Below are 18,700 nucleotides of genomic sequence, written 5' to 3'. Positions count from 1 at the left end.
CGAGCGAACCATACTCAACATTGGAAGCAGGAGACATGCATGACTGACGCCGTAATCGTATCGACCGCCCGCACGGGCCTTGCCAAATCGTGGCGCGGCGCTTTCAACATGACGCACGGCGCGACGCTGGGCGGCCATGTGACGCAAGCCGCGGTTGAACGCGCGAAACTCGACCCGGCCCGCGTCGAAGACGTGATTATGGGTTGCGCGAATCCGGAAGGCGCGACAGGTGGCAACATCGCGCGGCAGATTGCCTTGCGCGCCGGTCTGCCGGTCAGCGTGCCGGGAATGACGGTCAACCGTTTCTGCTCGTCTGGCCTGCAGACGATTGCGCTCGCCGCACAGCGCGTGATCGCCGGCGAAGGCGACGTGTTCGTGGCAGGCGGGGTCGAGTCGATCTCGTGCGTACAGAACGAGATGAACCGCCACATGATGTTCGAAGGCTGGTTGAACCAGAACAAGCCCGAGATCTACTGGTCGATGCTGCAGACCGCCGAGAACGTCGCCAAACGCTATTCGATTTCGAAAGAGCGCCAGGACGAATACGGCGTGCGCTCGCAGCAGCGCGCGGCTGCCGCTCTGGAAGCCGGCAAGTTCAACGACGAGATCGTGCCGATCACGGTATTGGCAGGCGTCGCCGACAAGGCAAGCGGGCGTCTGTTCACCAAAGAAGTAACGATCGCCGCCGACGAAGGCATCCGCGCGGATACCACGCTCGAAGGCGTGTCGAAGATTCGCACGGCGATGCCGGGCGGCGTGATCACGGCAGGCAACGCTAGTCAGTTTTCCGACGGCGCGTCCGCCGCTGTGGTGATGAACGCGAAGGTCGCCGAGCGCGAAGGGCTGCAGCCGCTGGGCATTTTCCGCGGCTTTGCAGTGGCTGGCTGCGAGCCGGACGAGATGGGCATTGGTCCGGTGTTCGCCGTGCCGAAACTGCTCAAGCAGGCTGGCCTAAAAGTCGAGGATATCGACTTGTGGGAATTGAACGAAGCGTTCGCCGTGCAGGTGCTGTATTGCGCCGACAAGCTCGGCATCCCGCAGGACCGGCTCAACGTGAACGGTGGCGCGATTGCGGTCGGCCATCCGTACGGCGTATCGGGTGCGCGTCTGACCGGTCATGCCCTGATCGAAGGCAAGCGGCGCGGCGCGAAGCTGGTGGTCGTGACGATGTGTATCGGCGGCGGGCAGGGCGCAGCGGGTCTGTTCGAAGTGGTGTAAGCGGTGGTGCCTCGGGCTAGCCGCTGAGGCTAGCGCCGCTCAGATCCGCCGTCCGGTCAGGCGATGCTCCGCACTCGCCTGACGCTGCTTCACTGGCCGGCCATGCCTGGCCCGGACCTTGGTAGCGACAGCACGCCCTGATCGAGAAAGCGTGTCCCGCCTCCCGTCAGGCCGCCTGCGAGCCTGCCGTGCAAGATGTACGGGTACTCGCCGGGTGGCGTATCGCTGCCCGCGACCGAGTAGGCCTTGTTCACTACTGCAAAGGCCGGCGCGGTCACCGGTACGCTGACCACCGTCTCGCCGTAGCCCGGCACCGCGCCGGGCTGGTTGCTGACGCCGCTGGCAAAGTCGGTGCCGTTCAGTTGCAGATCGATGGAGACGCCACTGAAGCTAAGCGAGCCGCTGTTGGGGTTCTGGATGCGCAGCTTCACGTCGTAGCGCATCTCGGCCCCCTGACTGGCGAGCGGCTCGAGCCCAGCGATACTCACGTGCAGCGGATCGTTGTTGCCAAACCAACTGGCGCAGCCGCCGAGCGAGAATACCGCAAACAGCCCCGCCGTCAGCAGACGGGCAGAGCGGCCAGACAACAGCAGACGAAGAAAGCGCATAGCCGGAACCTCGAGTCGAACTGGATTGGGCGCTATTGTAGCGGGCAAACGTAGGATGTATCGCTGCGTGCATTCGAACTTGGCGTATCGATAACGGTCCCATCTGCAACCGCCTGACTTCGCTCCTGACGTTCGTCATCGGGCACACCCGTATGTCATTCCAATGAAACGCTTGCAGAGGGACGCAAAAGCGACTTCAATGCCGTACTAACGTGGTTTGCGCTGGCGGTCGATCAACTCTCTCTTCATAGGAAAGCCACGATGCACAGACGTCAATTCATTACCGGCACCGGTGTGCTCCTCGCGTCAAGCGGCCTGACACTGGCAGGTTGCACCACCACACCGCTCGGCTCGGGTGAGACCGCCGAGGACTACACGCAAAAACGCAACACTATCAACGCCGGTATTGACTCGACACTCGCGCGTCTGCAGAGCACGGTGCATGGGTCGCAGGAGATCATCGGCAAAGCGCGCGGGGTGCTGGTGTTTCCGTCTGTGTTTGCCGCGGGTTTCTGGTTCGGTGGGCAGTACGGGCAGGGCGGCTTACGCGTCGATGGCCAGACCACTGGCTACTACAGCACCGTGGCCGGTTCGTTTGGGTTGCAGATTGGCGCGCAATCCAAGGCGATCATCTTTGCCTTCCTGACGCAGGAGGCGCTCGACCGCTTCACGCAAAGCCAGGGCTGGGCAGCCGGTGCCGATGCAACCGTCGCGCTGGCGAAGATCGGTGCGAACGGCAATCTGGATACCTCGACGGCAATGAGCCCGGTGGTGGCCTTCGTGCTGACCAACGCGGGGTTGATGGCCGGCATTTCGCTGGAAGGGACCAAGGTTTCGCGGCTGGTGATCTAGGTTCGCCTGGCGATCTGGATTCGTAAGCCTCCCGGAGTTTCACTGTGCATAGAAGCGGCCGGCCGCCGCCCGCTCATTCCACCTCCACCACAATTTTTCCGCGCGCCGTGCCACTTGTGATGGCGTCGTAAGCGAGTTCAGCGGAAGCCAGATCGAAGCGGCGCGCATCGAGTCTCGGCTGGAGTTTGCCGGCTTCCGCGAGACGTGTGGCTTCGCGAAGCATGGCGCCGTGATGAGCGCGATGTTCACCGCTTAGAAGCGGATACAGGGTGAACACGCCCGAGTAGCTGGCTTCGCGAAACGAGAGTGGCGCGAGTGTATGCGTTCCCCATCCCAAGGCGCTCACCACGTGCCCGAAATGTTTGACGGCCGCGAACGAGGCATCCAGTGTCGCGCCGCCTACGGTGTCGACCACCAGGTCGAAGCCACGCCCGTCGGTGAATGCTGCTACATACTGCTCGACGCTTTGTGCGCGATGGTCGATTGGCGTCGCTCCGAGACTAGCAACGAAGTCGTGATCGCGAGCACTGGCCGTGGCGAACACCCGGGCGCCGAGCGCGACTGCGAGCTGCACCGCGACGTGCCCGACGCCGCCCGCACCGCCTTGGACCAGCACGGTTTGGCCGGCCTGCAGCCGCGCCCGGTCGACAATCCCTGCGTATGCCGTGATGAAGGCGAGCGGCAGGGCGGCGGCTTCGCGCATCGACAGATTCGCCGGCTTGAGCGCGAGCAGATTGGCGTCCACGGCTGCGTACTGCGCGAGCGAGCCCTGAATGCCGCCGACTCCGCCGGTCATGCCATACACCGCGTCCCCAGCCTTGAACCCATCGACGCCGGAGCCGACCGTTTCGACTACCCCTGCCATATCGATTCCCAGCACCAGCGGCAATGGATGCTTTGCATGCTCGCCGCTGCCGGCGCGGATTTTCGTATCGAGCGGATTCAGGCCGCTCGCTGCGATACGCACCAGCACCTGACCGTGCGCCGGATCTGGCCGTGCCAGTTCGGTCGGTTCGAGGGGGCCGTTGTAGCGGTTGAGAATGAGGGCGTGCATCGACATGATGATTTCCTTTCCGGTTGAGTCAGCGCTTCGATACCTTCATACTCTGTCATGCGAAATGGTATGTAAATCGACGTTTTTGAATGGTAGGCAAACAAAAATGACTGCTCGGGCGATGGAATGGAGTGACGTCCGTGTTTTCCTGGCGATTGCCCGCAACGGTACGCTCGGCGCGGCGGCGAGGCAAACGGGCCAGACCCAGCCCACCATGGGCCGGCGTCTGCGTGCATTGGAGGAAACCGTAGGCCACGCGCTGTTCCAGCGCACTCGCGACGGTTTCGTCCTGACCGACGAAGGCGCAGCGGTTCTCGCCCATGCCGAGCGCATGGAAGAAGAGGCGCTTGGCTTCACGCGGGCGTTGGCCGGCAAGGACGCGCATCTGACCGGCCTGTTGCGCGTATCGTCTTCGGACTGGTTTGGCGTCCATGTGCTAACGCCCGTGTTTGCGCGGTTCCTGGTCCAGCACCGGGGCGTCTCGCTCGAACTGGTGACGGATTCGCGCCGTTACAACCTGGCCCGCCGCGAGACCGATCTGGCGTTTCGCATCACGCCGTTCGAGGAAGCCGATGTCATCCAGCGCAAGCTGATGCATATGGAATACGCCTTGTACGGGCGCGTCGACCTCGTCGCGCCGCGGGCGGGCGACGGGGAGGGGCACATGCTCGTCAGCATGGATAGCGCGTTTGGCACGCTGCCGGATGTGGAATGGGTCAAGCGCATGCTACCGAACGCGAGAATCGCCTTTGGAAGCAACAACCGGGGGGCACAGGCGCGGATGTGCGCGGAAGGGGGCGGCTTTGCGGCGCTGCCGTGCCCACTGGGCGATACGACCCCCGGGTTGCGGCGGATCGACCTGGGCGAAGCGCCGCCGGGCCGGGACGTGTGGCTCGGGTACCATCGTGACTTGCGACGGGTGGCGCGCCTGCGGGCCTTGCTGGATGTAACGATAGAAGCGCTCGGTTAGAGACGATCGGCTAAGAAGCGCTCGCCGCCCCTGATCCCACCTCAGAGATATGTATAGAACGGTACCTTGCATAAAACAGTAGACCCTGCTACATTTCAGCCATGGTCACCGAGGCCAGCAGTCCGTCCGGTGACAGTGCATAGCACGGTACCTTGCACCACACACTACACCCGTGGAATTTGATGAAGACGCAGTTAAAAAAGGGAACGCTCGATATGTGCGTGTTGGCCGTCCTGGCCCGTGGGGACAGCTACGCGTACGAACTGGTGTCGACGCTCGCGGAAACAATGGAAATCAGCGAAGGGACGATTTATCCGTTGATGCGCCGCCTGCAAGCCGAAGCGTGGGTGTCGACCTACCTCGTCGAGTCGAATTCTGGGCCGCCACGCAAATACTACTCGCTGACGGGCACAGGTCGCCGCAGTCTGCTGGAGATGGAAGAGGAATGGCGCAGTTTCGTGGATGAAGTCAACGGCGTATTGTTGCAACCCGCTACAAAAACGAACACAGGGGATACCCCATGAAGCAGGACGTATTCATTGAAGCACTACGGCAGGAATTGAGCAGTCTGCCGAAGCCTGCGGTCGATGAAATCATTGCGGATTATCGCGAGTACATTGGCGACGCGCTGGCCGCTGGGCGCCGCGAGGAAGAAGTGATCGCAGCACTGGGCGACCCGGTCAAGCTCGCCCGCGAACTGAAGGCACAGGCGAGCTACAGGCAATGGCAGGACCGCCGTTCGTTCGGCAACCTGATTCGCGTGGTCATGTCGATCTCCACGCTGGGCCTGCTGAATGTCCTGCTGCTGATCCCGTTCATGGTGTACCTGGCTTTGCTGACGGCGGGCTACGCCGTGTCGGTGGGACTGACGATCGCTGGTCTTGTCGGCGTGATCGCGTTGAGCGGTCATCACTTCTTCGGCAAGAACGGTCACGATGTGCTGCCGTTCAGCTTTACCAGTAGCGGGCACGCCAAGGGGGCGCACGATTCTGGAGCGAGCGCTGCCCTTGCACTCGGCGCGTCCGACGTATCGGGCGCGCAGGAAGCGGACAAGGACGATAGCGATAGCGACACCCCGGGCAACCTGAAGAGCCTGAAAATCGTCGGCAATCGCTTCGTGATCGATCTGCAGGATGACAGCAAGCTTTCGCTCGTGACTCACGCCGGCGCGATCGAGATCAAGAAGGATGGCGACGACTTCAAGTTTGAGGCCACCTCCGACGCCGCCCGGCAGTTGCTGACGAAAGAGAAGGACGGCACATGGAGCATTGCCCGCGACGATGTAGTTGATCTTGATCTGAAAGATGACGACGAGCACGTGTCGCTCGCCCGCACCGGCAAGGATGCCAAGTCGATGGTGTGGGACATCTCCACCGACGACGGCGACCACGTCACGTTGCAGGAAGACCAGCAGGGCAAGCCGAGTCACGTGACGGCACAAAGCGGCTCGGATTCCGTAGATATCGGCGACGGCAAGGTCGCCATCGACGATGGCCATCACAAGTTCCGCGTGGCGGCATCGGAAAGCGAATACACCTATGCGATCGTGATGCTGCCCATCGGTCTCATCGGCCTTGCGTTGTGCATCTGGTTGACACGGATTACCTGGCGCGCCGTATCGCGCTACGTAAAACGACAGCTCGACGTCGTCTCGGCGAGTCTCGATCGCCAGCAGCCGTCCTGAAGAAAAAGTAGCTGAAATACCCGAACACCGAAGTACCGAATTGCCGAACCCTTAGTAGTACGTATAAAACTTTCGCTATAACTGAGGAAACTGTCATGAACATCGATTACCCGAGCGACGTTTCTAAGCAAACCCGTCTCCATCGTGCGCCGGCACTGCCTTTTTCCGGTGGAAGAGAAGTCAATCCCCTGCATATCGCCGACTGGCTGGTGAGCGGCGCGCGTGCCCTGAGCATGCAGCCGGTGCTGTGGCTGAGCGTTCTGTTGATCTGCGCCGATTTCGCGACGCTGCTGGGTTTTCTGCCGCTGCTGCGTCCGCTGGCGGTGCTGCTGGCGCCGCTCGCGGTCGGTGGCCTGATGTTCGTGCAGGACGGCGCCAGCAAGGGCGAGCCTGTATCGATGCGCGACATGTTTGCGGCGCTGGCGCGGCGCAGCAACGCGCTGTGCGTGATCGGGCTGTACGGCGCAGCGATTGTCGCCGTCGGCTATGTGATCCTGCTGGCAACGTTCCATGTCTCGCTGAACATGTCGGTCACGGCGGCTGGCGTGCACAACCTTTCGATGAGCTACGGGGGCGACCATGGCGTGCGCGGTGCGCTCGAATCGCTGCTCGGGGCGTCGATCTTCGCTGTCGCGATCGCCTCGGCCTGCTTCGCACCGGCTCTCGTGATGCTGCATGACATGACGCCGCATGAAGCAATGATCGCCAGCCTCAGCGGCGCCGCACGTAACTGGCCCGTCACGCTGATGTACTTCGCTGCAATGACCGTGGCCGTGCTGTTCGCACCGATGGTTCCGCTGGCTCTGCGTGCGCTGGTGCTGACGCCGGTGTTGACTGCCGTGCCGCTGCTGTCGATCTACGGTGCGTACCGCGACGTGTTTATCGGCCGGTAAGCTGGCCGTGGATGGGCGCGGCACGCATCTGCGATGATGTTGCACTGGCGTAGTGATCCTGATGTCGTGATGGAGCGAGCATGAGAGTGCTGATCATGGGGGGAACCCTGTTTCTCGGCCGCCATATTGTCGAGGCGGCCCTGGAGCGAGGGCACGAGGTGACGCTGTTCAATCGCGGTCTTCGGAACCCCGCGTTGTTCCCGGCAGCCGAAAAGCTGACCGGCGACCGGAATACGAATCTGGCGGCATTGGCAGGCCGCCGGTTCGACGCGGTCATCGACCCGTCGGCTTATGGTCCCGAGCAGATCGATTTGCTGCTGTCGACGCTTGGCGAACCGCCCGCACACTACACCTTCGTGTCGACCGTTTCCGTGTACGGCACGTTTGCGCCGAAGCGCCGTTACGATGAAAGCACGGACGTCGTTGCGGGTCACGAAGGGTATGGCGCACTGAAGGCGCGCGCCGAGGAGGCACTTCTGGCGGCCATGCCGGGCCGGGCCGCTGTGGTGCGGCCGGGGCTGATTGCCGGTCCTTACGACCCCAGCGGGCGTTTTACCTATTGGCCGTGCCGCGTCGCGGCGGGTGGGCAAGTCCTTGCGCCTGGGCGGCGCGAGCGGCCGGTTCAGTTTATCGATGCACGGGATCTTGCCGAGTGGTCGGTACGCCTCGCGGAGGATCGCGTCGCCGGCGTCTATCACGCGGTGGGTCCACAGACCACGCTGACGATGGGACAGTTCCTCGACGAGTGCGTGCGGATAGCCGGAAACGACACCGAACTCGCATGGATTCCCGACGACGAGGTTCACGCCGCGGGGATCGAAGGCTGGACCGAACTGCCGTTATGGATCGCTGAAGACGATGCCGAGGCAGGCGGGATCTTCGAGGCAGACAACTGGCGTGCGGTCGGGCAGGGGCTCACGTTTCGCCCGGTGGCGCAGACGATTGGGGACACACTTCAATGGTGCTGGCAATCCGGCGCCGCAGCGGATTCGCCGCTGCGTGTCCAGACCTTGACTGCGGAGAAAGAGCGGGCAGCGCTCGCTCGTCTATTGGTGCGCTGAAGCCCGCGCGGCTGTCGGCCGCGCGCGCAGTTACACCGTCGTCTTCGGGGACAAATCTTTTTCCATAAAGACGCTCAACGGATCGGGGCGGTAATCCGCAAACGGCTCGCGAGTGACAAAACCCGCGCGACGGTAGAGGCCGATGGCCGAGTGACTGTCGACGCCGGTTTCAAGGCGCAGCCAGCGCACCCCCTGCGCACGGGCTTTGAGTTCGAGTGTCGAGAGTATGGTCTTTGAGAGTCCCTGGCCACGCGCTTGCGGCTCGACCCACATGCGTTTGATTTCCGCCCAGTCGCCTTTCAGGACCACCGCGCCGGTAGCCAGCGCCGTGCCGGCTGCGTCGCGCGCCACGTGAAAAAATACGCTGGGTTCGCGCAATGCGTCGATTGGCAACAGATGGTTGCTCTCTGCCGGGTACAAGCTCGCGGCTTCGGCGTCGCCATGTTCGAGCAGGGCAATGATGTCGGGTTGGGCGGGGTCTTCGATGGCGATGTTCATTGAGGAGAAAGTCTTTCGTATGCGGATTTGATCGTTGCAATGATAGCGGTCAGCGAAGTCTTGCTGCGTAAGCATCCGAAATCCAATCCGGGCCGATACCACGCGGAAGATTATCTTTAGCGTTGTTCTGGCACTACGATAATCTGCCGATCGCGCCCGGATTAGCAATGCAAACGAGAAGCGGCCAGGTTCTGACGAGACGCTCATCGTGTCCAGTCACAACCTAGCCGCTTCGCGGCGGGTAAATTAAAGATTTACCCGCAAATGACGCCTTGTAATGCGATACTACCAGTCTCTCAGGTTCTGGCCCGGCCCTCGAAATAGGCCAGAATCTTTCCACCGACCCTTATGGGTCGGTTTTTTTTGCCTGCTTTCGATAACTACACTACCGAAGTAGGGTATATGCCCTACCAGCGTAGTGTAATGGTCTTTACCGCCTTTTACTAGGAGCTTATCTCGTTTTTCAGAGGACTATACCTAGGGGCAGTGGCGGGGGCGCGCGCCGTTATCGAGCCCGCAGATGCGGGCGATCAGTCGAGCCAGGTTTGCTGTCGGGAATCAATGTTGGAGCAGGCGCGCCATAACGAAATGGGCGCTCATGGCGAAGGCCTTGGGAACGCCACGGCCGCCTATGTCTTGTCGGTCCGGTTTCCCGACGCTCGCGCCGAACTTCTCCGCTTGACACCCGTTGCGGGTGCAATGGTTTTGTTTTTCTGTTTGGGTAACCGAACGGTTTTGGCTGCCAGGAGCGCCTGCATCAAATCGCTGTTGAGCGCTTTCTCGAAGGCCCGCGGGCCCATCGAGTTAATCAGGATGCGGCCCATGACGTCGGCCTTGACGTACTCAATGGCAAGAAGGCTGATGACCTGATTCGTCGTGAGTACCGCTTCCTCATTGGCGGACGGCCCGAATTCCGCAGTGATCGCGTCCTGCTCATCCGCCACGGCAACGGCCAATCTGCGCCCCTCGAGCCTGGCCCGGGCGCTCGCGCCGCATTCGCGCAGGTCGTAAAACCGGGGGCCGTTGAGCGTCGCGGTGCCGTAGATCGCCACATGGACATCGACGCCACGCGCCGAAGCGGCCTCGATCGCGTCGCGCAGCGGTTCCATTTCCTCGTCCCAGATCGCCGCGAACAGGGTTTGCCGCGCACTGTCTATCGTGGTCTGGAATGCTCTGATGATTGCGTTTCTGTCGCGCAGAGACCAGACGAGCCCCAGTTCACGCGCTGCAGGGAGCGACGATAGTCCTTCATTGACAAGTTCGATATCGCCCTCGAAGCGCTCCCGCAGTCGGGCCAGCACCTCGGCATACGGAACCGCCGCGTACCGGACCGGTTCCGACCGATGCATAAGAACCGCACCCTTGGTGTCCAGACGTTGAAGCGTCTCGTAGATTTTCGACGGCGGCACGCTGGAGAGCTTGCCGACCTCGTGGCCATTCATCGGCGAACGTTGCAGAAGGGCGCAATAGGCTTGCGCTTCGTATTGGGAAAAGCCGAGGCGAATCAGCGCGGATATTAGCTCAGCAGGAATCTGTGTAGTCATATCGCGTGAGACTAGCACATGTCATATTGGCCTTGTACACTACTTAGGTAGTGTAGCCATTTACTCGAGGTGCAATACAAGGAGCGCAGCATGAAAAAACGGTATTCGTCGGGTTCGAGCTGGGAAGCGTCCATCGGATATTCCCGCGCCATCCAGTCAGGCAACACGCTCTACGTGTCGGCCACGGCGGCGAGCGGACCGGACGGTTCAATCGTCGGCGACGACCTGTACACGCAGACCAAAACCATTCTCGACAAGCTCGGCACCGTGTTGACCGATGCCGGCTTCGGGTACCAGGACGTCGTGCAAAGCCGCGTGTACGTCACTGACATCACTCATTGGCAGGACGCAGGGCGCGCACACGGCGAGGTGTTCGGCGATGTTCGTCCGGCATTGACGCTGCTGCATGTGCTGCCGTTCGTCGATCCGAAGATTCTTGTCGAGATCGAAATCACGGCAGTCAAAAGCGATTCAGCCTGGTAAGCGGCCATGAATCGCGTCCCGCCCGGAAGCGACAGGGGCGCACGGGAGACACCGCGTCGGTGGTTGACCGCGTTCATCTCGATGGCCGCGGGCGTGGCGATCGCGAACAATTACGCGCTCCAGCCGGCTCTTCCCGCTGTCGCACAAAGTTTCCATCTCCCGCTCACGGCTATGGGCATCGTAGCCGGCAGCATGCAGGCGGGCTACATGGCAGGCATCGTCCTGCTGATTCCGCTTGGCGACAAGGTCTCTCCCGCGCGGATCGTTTCCTGGCAATTTGCCGTGCTGGCCATGGCGTTGATAGCGGCGGGGTACGCGCCGACATTGCCTGCGCTGGCCGTCGCGGGTTGCGTGACCGGTGCGATGGCAACCAACGCGGTTCACCTCGCAACAGTCGCGTTTCGCGCATCGCCGCCGGAGTCGCGTGGCCGCGCGGTGGGGACGGTCGGAACGGGGATTTCCGCAGGCATCCTGCTGAGCCGTTTCGTCGGTGGCCTGCTATCGCAGGCAACAAGCTGGCGCACGATGCTGATGCTGTTCGGTGTCGTGTCGTTTCTTCTCGCGTGCCTCACCTATCGCCTGCTGTCCAACGACGTGCAGCGCAGCCAACATGGTTACCTCGGTTTGCTCAGGTCGCTACCGTCGGTGCTATTCCGGTATCGGCTATTGCAGGAAGGCGTGATCGTTGGAGCGTGCTGGTTTTTCGTTTTCAGCATGCTGTGGGTCACCCTGGTATTGGCCGTAGCAGGCGCGCCGCTCAATCTGAATACCGCTCAGGCGGGTATGTTCAGCTTTGCCGGCGTGCTGGGATTGTTTGCCACACGCGCCGCGGGGCGCGCGGCGGACCGGTTTGGATACCGGCCAGTCATAGCGTGTGGCTTCGCGTTGGTGCTCGCGGGCGTGGCGATATTGCTCGTCGCTCGTTCATCAATCGCAGGAACGGCAATTGGCCTGGTGCTCTTCGATGTCGGCTGCTTTTCAGCACAGGTGGCCAACCAGACCCGCTTGCTGGCGATCGATGTCAACGCGCGCAGTCGCATCTATAGCGTGTACATGTTTTTCTATTACGCCGCTGGCGCGCTGGGCTCCGTGCTCGGGCCGCTGCTCTTCGCCCGCTATGGATGGGACCTGGTGTGCACGGTCGGTATCGCCATGTCAGCGCTGGGTCTCATGATCACCTGTGCCCATCACCTTGGCGGGCGGCGACGCGGTGAACCGGCGCTCGAATAGCACGCTGCCGGCGTGGCAGGGGCGAATTCGAAGCGCAGTTCACGTGGCCGCGCTACGCTCTGACTCGACGGGCGTCAAAGCCGCCCTCCAATGATTTCATAAGCAGGTAAATCAGGCCAATTTCGGGGAAGGGTGTGTCACGACTTGCGTTGCTCCGCTCACCGGGTGTGTGTTGGTGTGGAGGCCCGGCAATGGGGCGAAGCTATGCCGGATTTCAAGCCTTGCGTACGTGAGGAAAGGGAATCTCCAGGGCTGAAGTCGGCATCCTTCTGATCTGCGCATGGCTAATCACGCTCAATTCAAGGCATGGGAACGGTCCAGCTATCGATGCTGACCGGACAAACTATTTGCATGCGCGCTGACCAGGCATTTCCTGCGCAAAAACATTTCATCGTTTTACTGCGCTTCCTCCCTCTGTAAGCCCGACCCGCCCCGGTTGCCGCGCTCTCTCCGGATTTCATGTTTTCGGAGAGGATTCCCATGCGTAAGTGGTACGAGGAACAGCTACAACGGGTCGCCGACCACGATATTTCCGACGAAGAACTGGACAGAGAAATTACCGATAGCGCCAAGGCGCTCAGTTTCGACTTCTGGATGTTCGGAGTTCGCTTGCCGATTCCCGTGTCGCGCCCGGCCATCGAGGTTCGCGGTAACTATCCGCCGTCTTGGCAATCGCGATACCGCACGCCTGGCTATGTCGAGATAGATCCCATACTCCGCCATTGCAAGGTGTCGTCGGTTCCGCTGATATGGACAGCTGAAGCGCCTTCCTCCGAGCGGCAGTACTGGGACGAGGCCAAGGCGCACGGTATCCGCTACGGATGGTCGATGTCGCTGCGCGGTCAGTTCGGCGCTATCAACTGGTTCACGCTGGCCCGGGACACCCATCCGATCTATCCGGACGAACTGGCCGTCACGGAGTGTCCGATGATCTGGCTCGCGCACTTCGTCCACGCGAGCCTGGGCGCACGGTTGTTGCCGGCCATGTTCCCGGGCGGCATGCCACACCTTTCGTCCCGTGAGCGTGAGGTCATGACCTGGACTGCTGAGGGAAAAACCGCATCAGAAATCGGTGCGATTCTGGGCATCGCGGAGTCCACCTGCATCTTTCACATCACCAATGCGACACGCAAGCTGGGCGCGGTCAGCAAGACGCACGCGGCGGTAAGAGCCGCTGTTCTCGGGCTCATCGGCTAGGCGCGGAGCACCGGACTGCACGGCGTTGCACTGCACCCCTCCCATTTCCTGGAGCTGCCGGGGGACGCGCGTTCGCGCTACTTTCTGCCTCGGGCTTCACTCGTCTCCGACACCAAAATCGCAATGTACTTTCTCCAGCTCGCAATCATCATTCTGGCGTGTCATGCGTGCGGCTATCTGGCTGAGCGCGTCGGTCAATGCCGGGTGGTTGGCGAAATCACCGCGGGGTTGCTGCTGGGACCTTCTGTTCTTGGGGCGCTCGACCCGGGTGTCCACGATCTCATCTTCCCGGTGAGTTCGGCATCGAGCATGTCGCAGCTAGGCGAAGTGGGCATTGTTCTGCTCATGTTTGAGATCGGCATGCACCTCCATCCGCCGGACAGGCGCGGCGCCGCCCGGTTGGGTGCGGGATTGCGCCTGCCCGGATTGATCGCCGCTCTTGGACTCGTGATGCCGTTTGTTCTCGGCGTGGCAGTGGCGCTCTGGTCGAACGACGTCCTGGCGCCAGGCTTTCCGACTGTCCCGTATGTCCTGTTTTGCGGCGTTGCCCTAGGGGTGTCCGCCGTGCCGGTGATGGTGCGTATCGTTGTCGATCTCGGGCTCAATACGAACCCGCTGGCGAAGACCGCGCTGTCGGCCGCCATGCTGACCGACGTAGCGGGCTGGATGCTGCTGGCCGTGGTTGCGTCGATCGCGCATGTGCACAACGGCGCGGGCGAGCTGACGCTTGCCCTCGGTGGCATTGCGCTGTACTCGGTCGGGTGTGTGGTCATCACGCGTTACGTGGTTCAACCCATGCTGGTACGGGCGGCACAGCGCAACGATATGCAGGCCGTGTTCACCATCGTCACGTGCTTTGTCATGGTATCGGCCGGCATCACGGCCAGTCTGGGCTTTCACAGCGCCTTCGGCGCGCTGCTTCCGGGGATGCTCCTGCGCGACGTCCCAGCCGTGCGTGAACAATGGGACAGATGGTTCGGCGGGTTCATTCGCACCATCCTGATGCCGGTCTTTTTCTCGTACGCGGGACTGCACACATCCATCTCACTGATCGAAGGGGGCAACGCCTGGTTCTGGCTCTGCGTGTTCCTGGGCGCGGGGTTTGCCGGGAAGTTCGGCGGCTCTTATCTTGCCGCGCGGATATGTGGTCTCGCGCCGGGCGACGCCGCATTCATCGGCTCGCTCATGAATGCGAGAGGCCTGATGGAACTGATCGTGCTCTCGATTGGACTGCAGTTGGGAATTCTTCCGCCCAAGGTCTACACGATGCTTGTCCTGTTTGCTCTAGTCACTACTGCTATGACCACGCCCCTTGTGCGCCATCGCATGCGGGCGGGAAATCAACCGTTGGCGGATCCGCAACTGTAGGTGGCGGTGTGATCTTCAATCCAGTCTTCCTTTCCTGAAGGTAACCATGAACGTAAGCAGGCAAGAGATTGTCGAGCGTCTTCGCAACATCGTCGCAACACGTCTTGACGTGGATATTTCGCCGGATCGAATCGGCCTGACCGATGGCTTCCTGTCCGTAGTCGGAATCGACTCCGTTGGCTTTATCGAACTTCGCTACCAGTGTGAGGAGGAGTTCGGAATCAGGATCGACGAGAACGATTTCGTGCCGGACAACTTCCTGAACTGTGACGTGCTGTCCGGATTTCTGGTGACGAAGCTGAGCGCACTGTAGCCTCAGCCTGGACTTCACGTTTAAAAATTTGGATAACTATGCATATAACGGACTTCGATCATCTGATTATCGAAACATCGAGTGTCGCGTTGCCGGAAAGCGATAGGGCAGCACCCAGCCAGCTGGTTGCCGGATTGCGGGCACGTGCGCTACCGGAAGGGGCGGTGGTGCTGATTTGCATGCCTAACGGCCGGAACCTGCTGCAACTCTTCTTCTCGCTGGTAGCAGCGGGCTATGTGCCCGCGATGCTGCCGCCGGCCACCCCCGTTCTGCGTCTGCGCCAGATGGCGGAAGACTTTAGCGCCGTTGCTGTCGTCAGGCCCCGCTTGGGTGAGGAGTTGCGAAAGGAACTAGGTATCGAAGCGATCAACCGGCAGGCGGGTTGGGAAGTCGGCTTCTTTCGCACGCTTGCGAAACCAGTCACCGAGCCCGGCGAAGTGATCCTGACCACTTCGGGTACCGCGTCGCACTTCAGCAGCGGTTGCGTGCACTCGATCGGTTCGCTCAGAGCCAATGCACGCAAACACGCGGCGGAGATCAACCTGAGTGCGTCGGACACAATGCTGATCAATCTGCCGCTCTATTACTCGTTCGCGCTTGTCGCGCAGGCAATCGCGGGCATCGAGTGCGGCGCGAGGCTGGTTATCAGCGGGCCACCGTTCATCGGCTCGCAGTACGTCGCAGATCTGGCGCGCCATCGGGTCACGGTCAGTTCTGTGACGCCGGTCCTGATGCGGACCTTGCTCGCGCATTCCGCCGCTGTGCTGCCGGAGACCGTCCGTGCGCTCACCGTGGGGGGCGACTTCCTTGCGCCCGAGCAGGCGGCTGCCTTCGTCCAGCGTTATCCGGGCAAAGAACTGTACCTGACCTACGGCGTCACCGAAGCCGGACCTCGCGTCTCGACCGGCCGGGCCCACGAGGCGAACGCAAAGCGGTTCGCTTCCGTTGGACGTCCAATGCCCGGCACCCTTGTGCGCCTGCTCGACGCGGACGGACCGGCGCGGGAAGGCGAACTCCTCGTTCATTCGGATACGCTGCTCAGGCGCAAGCTTGGCCGCAACGCCCAGAGTCCGCTGATCGAACTGGATGGACAGACGTGGCTGAAAACCGGAGATATCTTCGAAATCGACGAGGCCGGTCATCTTTTCTTCAAGCACCGGAAATCGGACTTCATCGTGCTGAACGATGAGAAGGTGAATCTGGCTGCGATCAAGCAGTTCTGCCGCGCGCTGCCTGGTGTGTTGACCTGCAAGACCCGGTCGATCCGGCGTGCCGATACCGTCGACGGATATTTTCTTGAGATCACGGTGGACGATCTGCTGGTTGGGCCGGCCGAGGCCGATGCGATGAAGGCGCAGATCATGAAGGGGTTAAAGCATATCGAACGCCCGAGCAGCCTGACGCTGACACCGGTGAACCGGCAGCAGTACGAATTTTACAAATGAGGACGTGTACCGTGAATCGGAACATTGACGAGCTGACTCGCGCAATCATCGCGAGGTATGAGTTGAAAATCATCGAGGACGTGCTGCGGATTATTCCCTTGCACATGTGTCATATCACCCAGGAGCCGGAGGTTTTCAAAACCTGGCCGGCCAATCTTGTACGCCTGACCTATCCTCGCGTGGAATGGCCCGAGCACGAAGCGGTCTACGCGCGCTATCGGGACGAGGTGATTCCTTCGCTGTCGCTTGGCGACTATCTAGGCGCATTTGTCGAACCGGTCCGTCCGCGCCTGCCGTGCTTCTGCACCGAGATGAGCGATGTGGCCGGCACGCTCGTGAGCGCATTGCTCGCACAGCCGGTCTATGCGATCCGCAAGATCTACGTCAATTACCTGTATCTGCCGCAACCCTGGCACTCCTTAAATGCGCTCGTGACAGACGGACGGATCCGCTACTTCGACTCCTCCGCATACCGGCAGGTCTTTGACAAGTCGCGCCGTAAATTCGTCCGCCCGGACCAACTTCCAGGTTTCAACAAAGCGGACGTCGAACCGCGCTTTCTGGTTAGCGATAACTGGCTGCAAAGCGAACCCTTCGCGCGGACGATTTCGCTGAGGGGGGAGGCGTTAAAAGACAGTTTCTATCCGAACCCGCTCGATAGCGGCAATCCCGACGAGTATCTACGCATCTACGGTCAGGAGAGACGCCCAGAGCCCGAACTGCGTAATGACGCGAGCCTTACCCGCATGACGGCGCAAGGAAATGCGCCATGACCGAACTCGCGATCACCGGCATGGCCTGGCATACCGCGTTGGGCCGCACACTATCCGGCGTATGGCAGCGGCTGCTCGACGGTGAGACAGGCATTGCACCGGCTCCATCGCTGCATGAACTGAAGAACGACCGGGTGGCGAAGATTTCCCTGGCGGACCCCGCCGATGCACGCGACACCCTCGAGCACCTTACCCGGCAAACCGTTGCTGCCGCTGCGGAGCATGCACAACTGGACTTACCTCGTCAGGCGGCGCGCACGTGGCTGATTGTCGGGACGAGCTTCGGCGCGCGGCTTGACGACCCGCTTGCTGCCGCCGAGCCGCTCGAGCGCTGGGTGCAGGAGATCGCCGACGGATTCGGACTCGAAGCGGTTGCGTTGTCCACTGCCTGCTCGTCCGGATCGGACGCTCTTCTGCTTGGCGCTGAGCTGATCCGCGCTGGACTTGCCGACCGCTGCATTTGCGGCGGCGCAGACGTGCTGGGAGACTCCAAGCGCCTCGCGCACTCGGCGTTGGGCACCATGTCGTCGACCACGTTGCGCAGCTTCGATCACCGTCACGACGGCACGATCCTCGGCGAGGGCGTGGGCTTTCTGGTCCTCGAACGGCGCGGTGATCGTCCGGTGCAGCCGCTCGCGATCCTGCGCGGCGCAGGCTCATCCAATGACGCAGCGGGTTTGACCGCGCCCGACAAAGACGGCAACGGCATCAGGCTCGCCATCGAGCGGTCGCTGAAAAACGCCGGGCTGGGTTACGAGGATATCGGCGTGGTGAACGCGCATGGTTCTGGAACGCTGACCAATGACCGGATCGAGAGCGCCGCGTATCTCGCGTTGTTTGGTGCGTCGCGGCCCACGATCTTTGCGACGAAAGGGGCGTTCGGTCATTCGCTCGGGGCAACCGGCGCGCTCGAGGCGATTGCGTTAATTCTTGCCCTGCAGCAGCAGGTGGTACCGCCCATACACGGGCTGGAAGAACCCATCGCGGGTTTCTCGCTGCCCATGCCGATGGGTCGTCCTGGGTCGATCAGCACGGCCTATGGACTCAGTCTCACGATCGGCTTTGGCGGCTTCAACACCAGCCTGGTTTTCGAGGGGGCAGGGGCATGACGGGCGAGCCCTTGGCATGCGAGTGCGGTTACGCCATCGTCGACACTTGCGAACGCCGGAGCATGGCTTACGAGCAACTGGATCCTGAAATCGGGAGCGGTCTCAGGAACGCCGATCCGACGGTATGGCCCGTGCTCGACTCGGTCGCAGCGTTGTATCGCGCGAACCGTGCCCGGCTTGAGCCGCATCGGGACCACGTCGGCATGATCCACTACGGCAGCGCCTATCCGAAAGCTACTGCGCAGCGCGTGATGGCGGACATGAGCCGCAACGGCCGGGTATCGCCCGCGGCGTTCATCAACGCGAATGCCGGCGCTGCGCTCTCTATCTGTTGTACCCGCTTCGGTTTTCGTGGACCCACCATGAACCTCACGATGCCGGCCGCCAGCGCACGGACGCT

At 61.7% G+C, this 18,700-nt stretch carries 19 protein-coding genes and 1 pseudogene; 16 read left to right on the top strand and 4 right to left on the bottom strand.

The window, feature by feature from the left end; genetic code table 11:
• Window positions 1-39: 39 nt before the first annotated feature.
• Window positions 40-1,218, top strand: a complete 1,179-nt coding sequence (locus M0954_RS22645) for an acetyl-CoA C-acyltransferase (protein WP_122154663.1) — start codon at window positions 40-42, stop codon at window positions 1,216-1,218.
• A gap of 89 nt (window positions 1,219-1,307) precedes the next feature.
• Here M0954_RS22645 and M0954_RS22640 read toward each other — a convergent pair whose 3' ends face one another.
• Complete coding sequence (locus M0954_RS22640) at window positions 1,308-1,826, bottom strand: LEA type 2 family protein (protein ID WP_297355602.1); 519 nt, start codon at window positions 1,824-1,826, stop codon at window positions 1,308-1,310.
• A gap of 261 nt (window positions 1,827-2,087) precedes the next feature.
• Here M0954_RS22640 and M0954_RS22635 point away from each other — a divergent pair, with 261 nt between their 5' ends.
• Window positions 2,088-2,678, top strand: a complete 591-nt coding sequence (locus M0954_RS22635; RefSeq protein ID WP_122154665.1) for a YSC84-related protein — start codon at window positions 2,088-2,090, stop codon at window positions 2,676-2,678.
• A gap of 73 nt (window positions 2,679-2,751) precedes the next feature.
• On the opposite strand, the gene M0954_RS22630 is transcribed toward M0954_RS22635, so the two are convergent.
• The gene (locus M0954_RS22630; protein ID WP_297355600.1) at window positions 2,752-3,738 is read right to left on the bottom strand and encodes a zinc-dependent alcohol dehydrogenase family protein; all 987 of its coding nucleotides are present in this window, start codon (window positions 3,736-3,738) and stop codon (window positions 2,752-2,754) included.
• A gap of 100 nt (window positions 3,739-3,838) precedes the next feature.
• On the opposite strand from M0954_RS22630, the gene M0954_RS22625 reads away from it, so the two are divergent.
• The 5 genes from M0954_RS22625 to M0954_RS22605 all read left to right on the top strand — a co-directional run bounded on the left by M0954_RS22625 (window position 3,839) and on the right by M0954_RS22605 (window position 8,340).
• Window positions 3,839-4,702 carry a LysR family transcriptional regulator gene (locus tag M0954_RS22625; RefSeq protein ID WP_123384100.1) on the top strand — a complete coding sequence of 288 codons (864 nt, stop codon included), beginning with the start codon at window positions 3,839-3,841 and terminating at the stop codon, window positions 4,700-4,702.
• 182 nt (window positions 4,703-4,884) lie between these two features.
• A complete protein-coding gene (locus M0954_RS22620; RefSeq protein ID WP_122154667.1) occupies window positions 4,885-5,226 on the top strand; it encodes a PadR family transcriptional regulator in 342 nt (113 codons plus the stop codon).
• On the top strand, window positions 5,223-6,386 hold the full coding sequence (locus M0954_RS22615; protein WP_122154668.1) for a DUF1700 domain-containing protein: 1,164 nt from the start codon (window positions 5,223-5,225) through the stop codon (window positions 6,384-6,386). The genes M0954_RS22620 and M0954_RS22615 overlap by 4 nt, the downstream gene beginning before the upstream one ends.
• A 95-nt stretch (window positions 6,387-6,481) precedes the next feature.
• Window positions 6,482-7,279 (top strand): BPSS1780 family membrane protein, encoded by a 798-nt coding sequence (locus M0954_RS22610; protein WP_123384099.1) that lies wholly within the window; start codon window positions 6,482-6,484, stop codon window positions 7,277-7,279.
• 80 nt (window positions 7,280-7,359) lie between these two features.
• The gene (locus M0954_RS22605; RefSeq protein WP_297355598.1) at window positions 7,360-8,340 is read left to right on the top strand and encodes an NAD-dependent epimerase/dehydratase family protein; all 981 of its coding nucleotides are present in this window, start codon (window positions 7,360-7,362) and stop codon (window positions 8,338-8,340) included.
• Window positions 8,341-8,370: 30 nt separating this feature from the next.
• Here M0954_RS22605 and M0954_RS22600 read toward each other — a convergent pair whose 3' ends face one another.
• On the bottom strand, window positions 8,371-8,838 hold the full coding sequence (locus tag M0954_RS22600) for an N-acetyltransferase (protein ID WP_297355596.1): 468 nt from the start codon (window positions 8,836-8,838) through the stop codon (window positions 8,371-8,373).
• Between the two features lie 629 nt (window positions 8,839-9,467).
• Entirely contained in the window at window positions 9,468-10,382 is a 915-nt protein-coding gene (locus M0954_RS22595) for a TrmB family transcriptional regulator (protein ID WP_122154671.1), read from the bottom strand.
• Window positions 10,383-10,472: 90 nt separating this feature from the next.
• Between M0954_RS22595 and M0954_RS22590 the strand changes: the two genes are divergently transcribed.
• The 9 genes and pseudogenes from M0954_RS22590 to M0954_RS22550 form a co-directional block, all read left to right on the top strand.
• Window positions 10,473-10,865 carry a RidA family protein gene (locus tag M0954_RS22590; RefSeq protein WP_122154672.1) on the top strand — a complete coding sequence of 131 codons (393 nt, stop codon included), beginning with the start codon at window positions 10,473-10,475 and terminating at the stop codon, window positions 10,863-10,865.
• 63 nt (window positions 10,866-10,928) lie between these two features.
• Window positions 10,929-12,095, top strand: coding sequence for an MFS transporter (locus tag M0954_RS22585; protein WP_297355594.1), 1,167 nt, complete (start codon window positions 10,929-10,931; stop codon window positions 12,093-12,095).
• 480 nt (window positions 12,096-12,575) lie between these two features.
• Window positions 12,576-13,292 (top strand): autoinducer binding domain-containing protein, encoded by a 717-nt coding sequence (locus M0954_RS22580; protein ID WP_297355592.1) that lies wholly within the window; start codon window positions 12,576-12,578, stop codon window positions 13,290-13,292.
• 123 nt (window positions 13,293-13,415) lie between these two features.
• The gene (locus M0954_RS22575) at window positions 13,416-14,660 is read left to right on the top strand and encodes a cation:proton antiporter (RefSeq protein WP_297355590.1); all 1,245 of its coding nucleotides are present in this window, start codon (window positions 13,416-13,418) and stop codon (window positions 14,658-14,660) included.
• Between the two features lie 46 nt (window positions 14,661-14,706).
• Window positions 14,707-14,973, top strand: coding sequence for an acyl carrier protein (locus tag M0954_RS22570; protein WP_122154676.1), 267 nt, complete (start codon window positions 14,707-14,709; stop codon window positions 14,971-14,973).
• Window positions 14,974-15,011: 38 nt separating this feature from the next.
• The gene (locus M0954_RS22565) at window positions 15,012-16,418 is read left to right on the top strand and encodes a class I adenylate-forming enzyme family protein (protein ID WP_297355588.1); all 1,407 of its coding nucleotides are present in this window, start codon (window positions 15,012-15,014) and stop codon (window positions 16,416-16,418) included.
• A gap of 11 nt (window positions 16,419-16,429) precedes the next feature.
• Complete coding sequence (locus M0954_RS22560; RefSeq protein WP_297355586.1) at window positions 16,430-17,191, top strand: hypothetical protein; 762 nt, start codon at window positions 16,430-16,432, stop codon at window positions 17,189-17,191.
• Window positions 17,188-18,300, top strand: a complete 1,113-nt coding sequence (locus M0954_RS22555; RefSeq protein ID WP_297355584.1) for a beta-ketoacyl synthase N-terminal-like domain-containing protein — start codon at window positions 17,188-17,190, stop codon at window positions 18,298-18,300. Before M0954_RS22560 ends, M0954_RS22555 begins: the two co-directional genes overlap by 4 nt.
• 62 nt (window positions 18,301-18,362) lie before the next feature.
• Window positions 18,363-18,700 (top strand): annotated as a pseudogene (locus M0954_RS22550) (hypothetical protein); the annotation flags it as partial.

The sequence above is a fragment of the Paraburkholderia sp. genome (assembly GCF_026225065.1).
GTDB lineage: Bacteria > Pseudomonadota > Gammaproteobacteria > Burkholderiales > Burkholderiaceae > Paraburkholderia.
The sequence above is the reverse complement of the archived record's forward strand: the minus strand, read 5'-3'. Positions and strand labels throughout refer to the sequence as shown.

What these genes read in the sequence shown, in the direction of transcription:
- M0954_RS22645 (WP_122154663.1), top strand. Translation starts at nt 40, where the DNA reads ATGACTGACGCCGTAATCGTATCGACCGCCCGCACGGGCCTTGCCAAA.
- M0954_RS22640 (WP_297355602.1), bottom strand. Translation starts at nt 1,826, where the DNA reads ATGCGCTTTCTTCGTCTGCTGTTGTCTGGCCGCTCTGCCCGTCTGCTG.
- M0954_RS22635 (WP_122154665.1), top strand. Translation starts at nt 2,088, where the DNA reads ATGCACAGACGTCAATTCATTACCGGCACCGGTGTGCTCCTCGCGTCA.
- M0954_RS22630 (WP_297355600.1), bottom strand. Translation starts at nt 3,738, where the DNA reads ATGTCGATGCACGCCCTCATTCTCAACCGCTACAACGGCCCCCTCGAA.
- M0954_RS22625 (WP_123384100.1), top strand. Translation starts at nt 3,839, where the DNA reads ATGACTGCTCGGGCGATGGAATGGAGTGACGTCCGTGTTTTCCTGGCG.
- M0954_RS22620 (WP_122154667.1), top strand. Translation starts at nt 4,885, where the DNA reads ATGAAGACGCAGTTAAAAAAGGGAACGCTCGATATGTGCGTGTTGGCC.
- M0954_RS22615 (WP_122154668.1), top strand. Translation starts at nt 5,223, where the DNA reads ATGAAGCAGGACGTATTCATTGAAGCACTACGGCAGGAATTGAGCAGT.
- M0954_RS22610 (WP_123384099.1), top strand. Translation starts at nt 6,482, where the DNA reads ATGAACATCGATTACCCGAGCGACGTTTCTAAGCAAACCCGTCTCCAT.
- M0954_RS22605 (WP_297355598.1), top strand. Translation starts at nt 7,360, where the DNA reads ATGAGAGTGCTGATCATGGGGGGAACCCTGTTTCTCGGCCGCCATATT.
- M0954_RS22600 (WP_297355596.1), bottom strand. Translation starts at nt 8,838, where the DNA reads ATGAACATCGCCATCGAAGACCCCGCCCAACCCGACATCATTGCCCTG.
- M0954_RS22595 (WP_122154671.1), bottom strand. Translation starts at nt 10,382, where the DNA reads ATGACTACACAGATTCCTGCTGAGCTAATATCCGCGCTGATTCGCCTC.
- M0954_RS22590 (WP_122154672.1), top strand. Translation starts at nt 10,473, where the DNA reads ATGAAAAAACGGTATTCGTCGGGTTCGAGCTGGGAAGCGTCCATCGGA.
- M0954_RS22580 (WP_297355592.1), top strand. Translation starts at nt 12,576, where the DNA reads ATGCGTAAGTGGTACGAGGAACAGCTACAACGGGTCGCCGACCACGAT.
- M0954_RS22575 (WP_297355590.1), top strand. Translation starts at nt 13,416, where the DNA reads ATGTACTTTCTCCAGCTCGCAATCATCATTCTGGCGTGTCATGCGTGC.
- M0954_RS22570 (WP_122154676.1), top strand. Translation starts at nt 14,707, where the DNA reads ATGAACGTAAGCAGGCAAGAGATTGTCGAGCGTCTTCGCAACATCGTC.
- M0954_RS22565 (WP_297355588.1), top strand. Translation starts at nt 15,012, where the DNA reads ATGCATATAACGGACTTCGATCATCTGATTATCGAAACATCGAGTGTC.
- M0954_RS22555 (WP_297355584.1), top strand. Translation starts at nt 17,188, where the DNA reads ATGACCGAACTCGCGATCACCGGCATGGCCTGGCATACCGCGTTGGGC.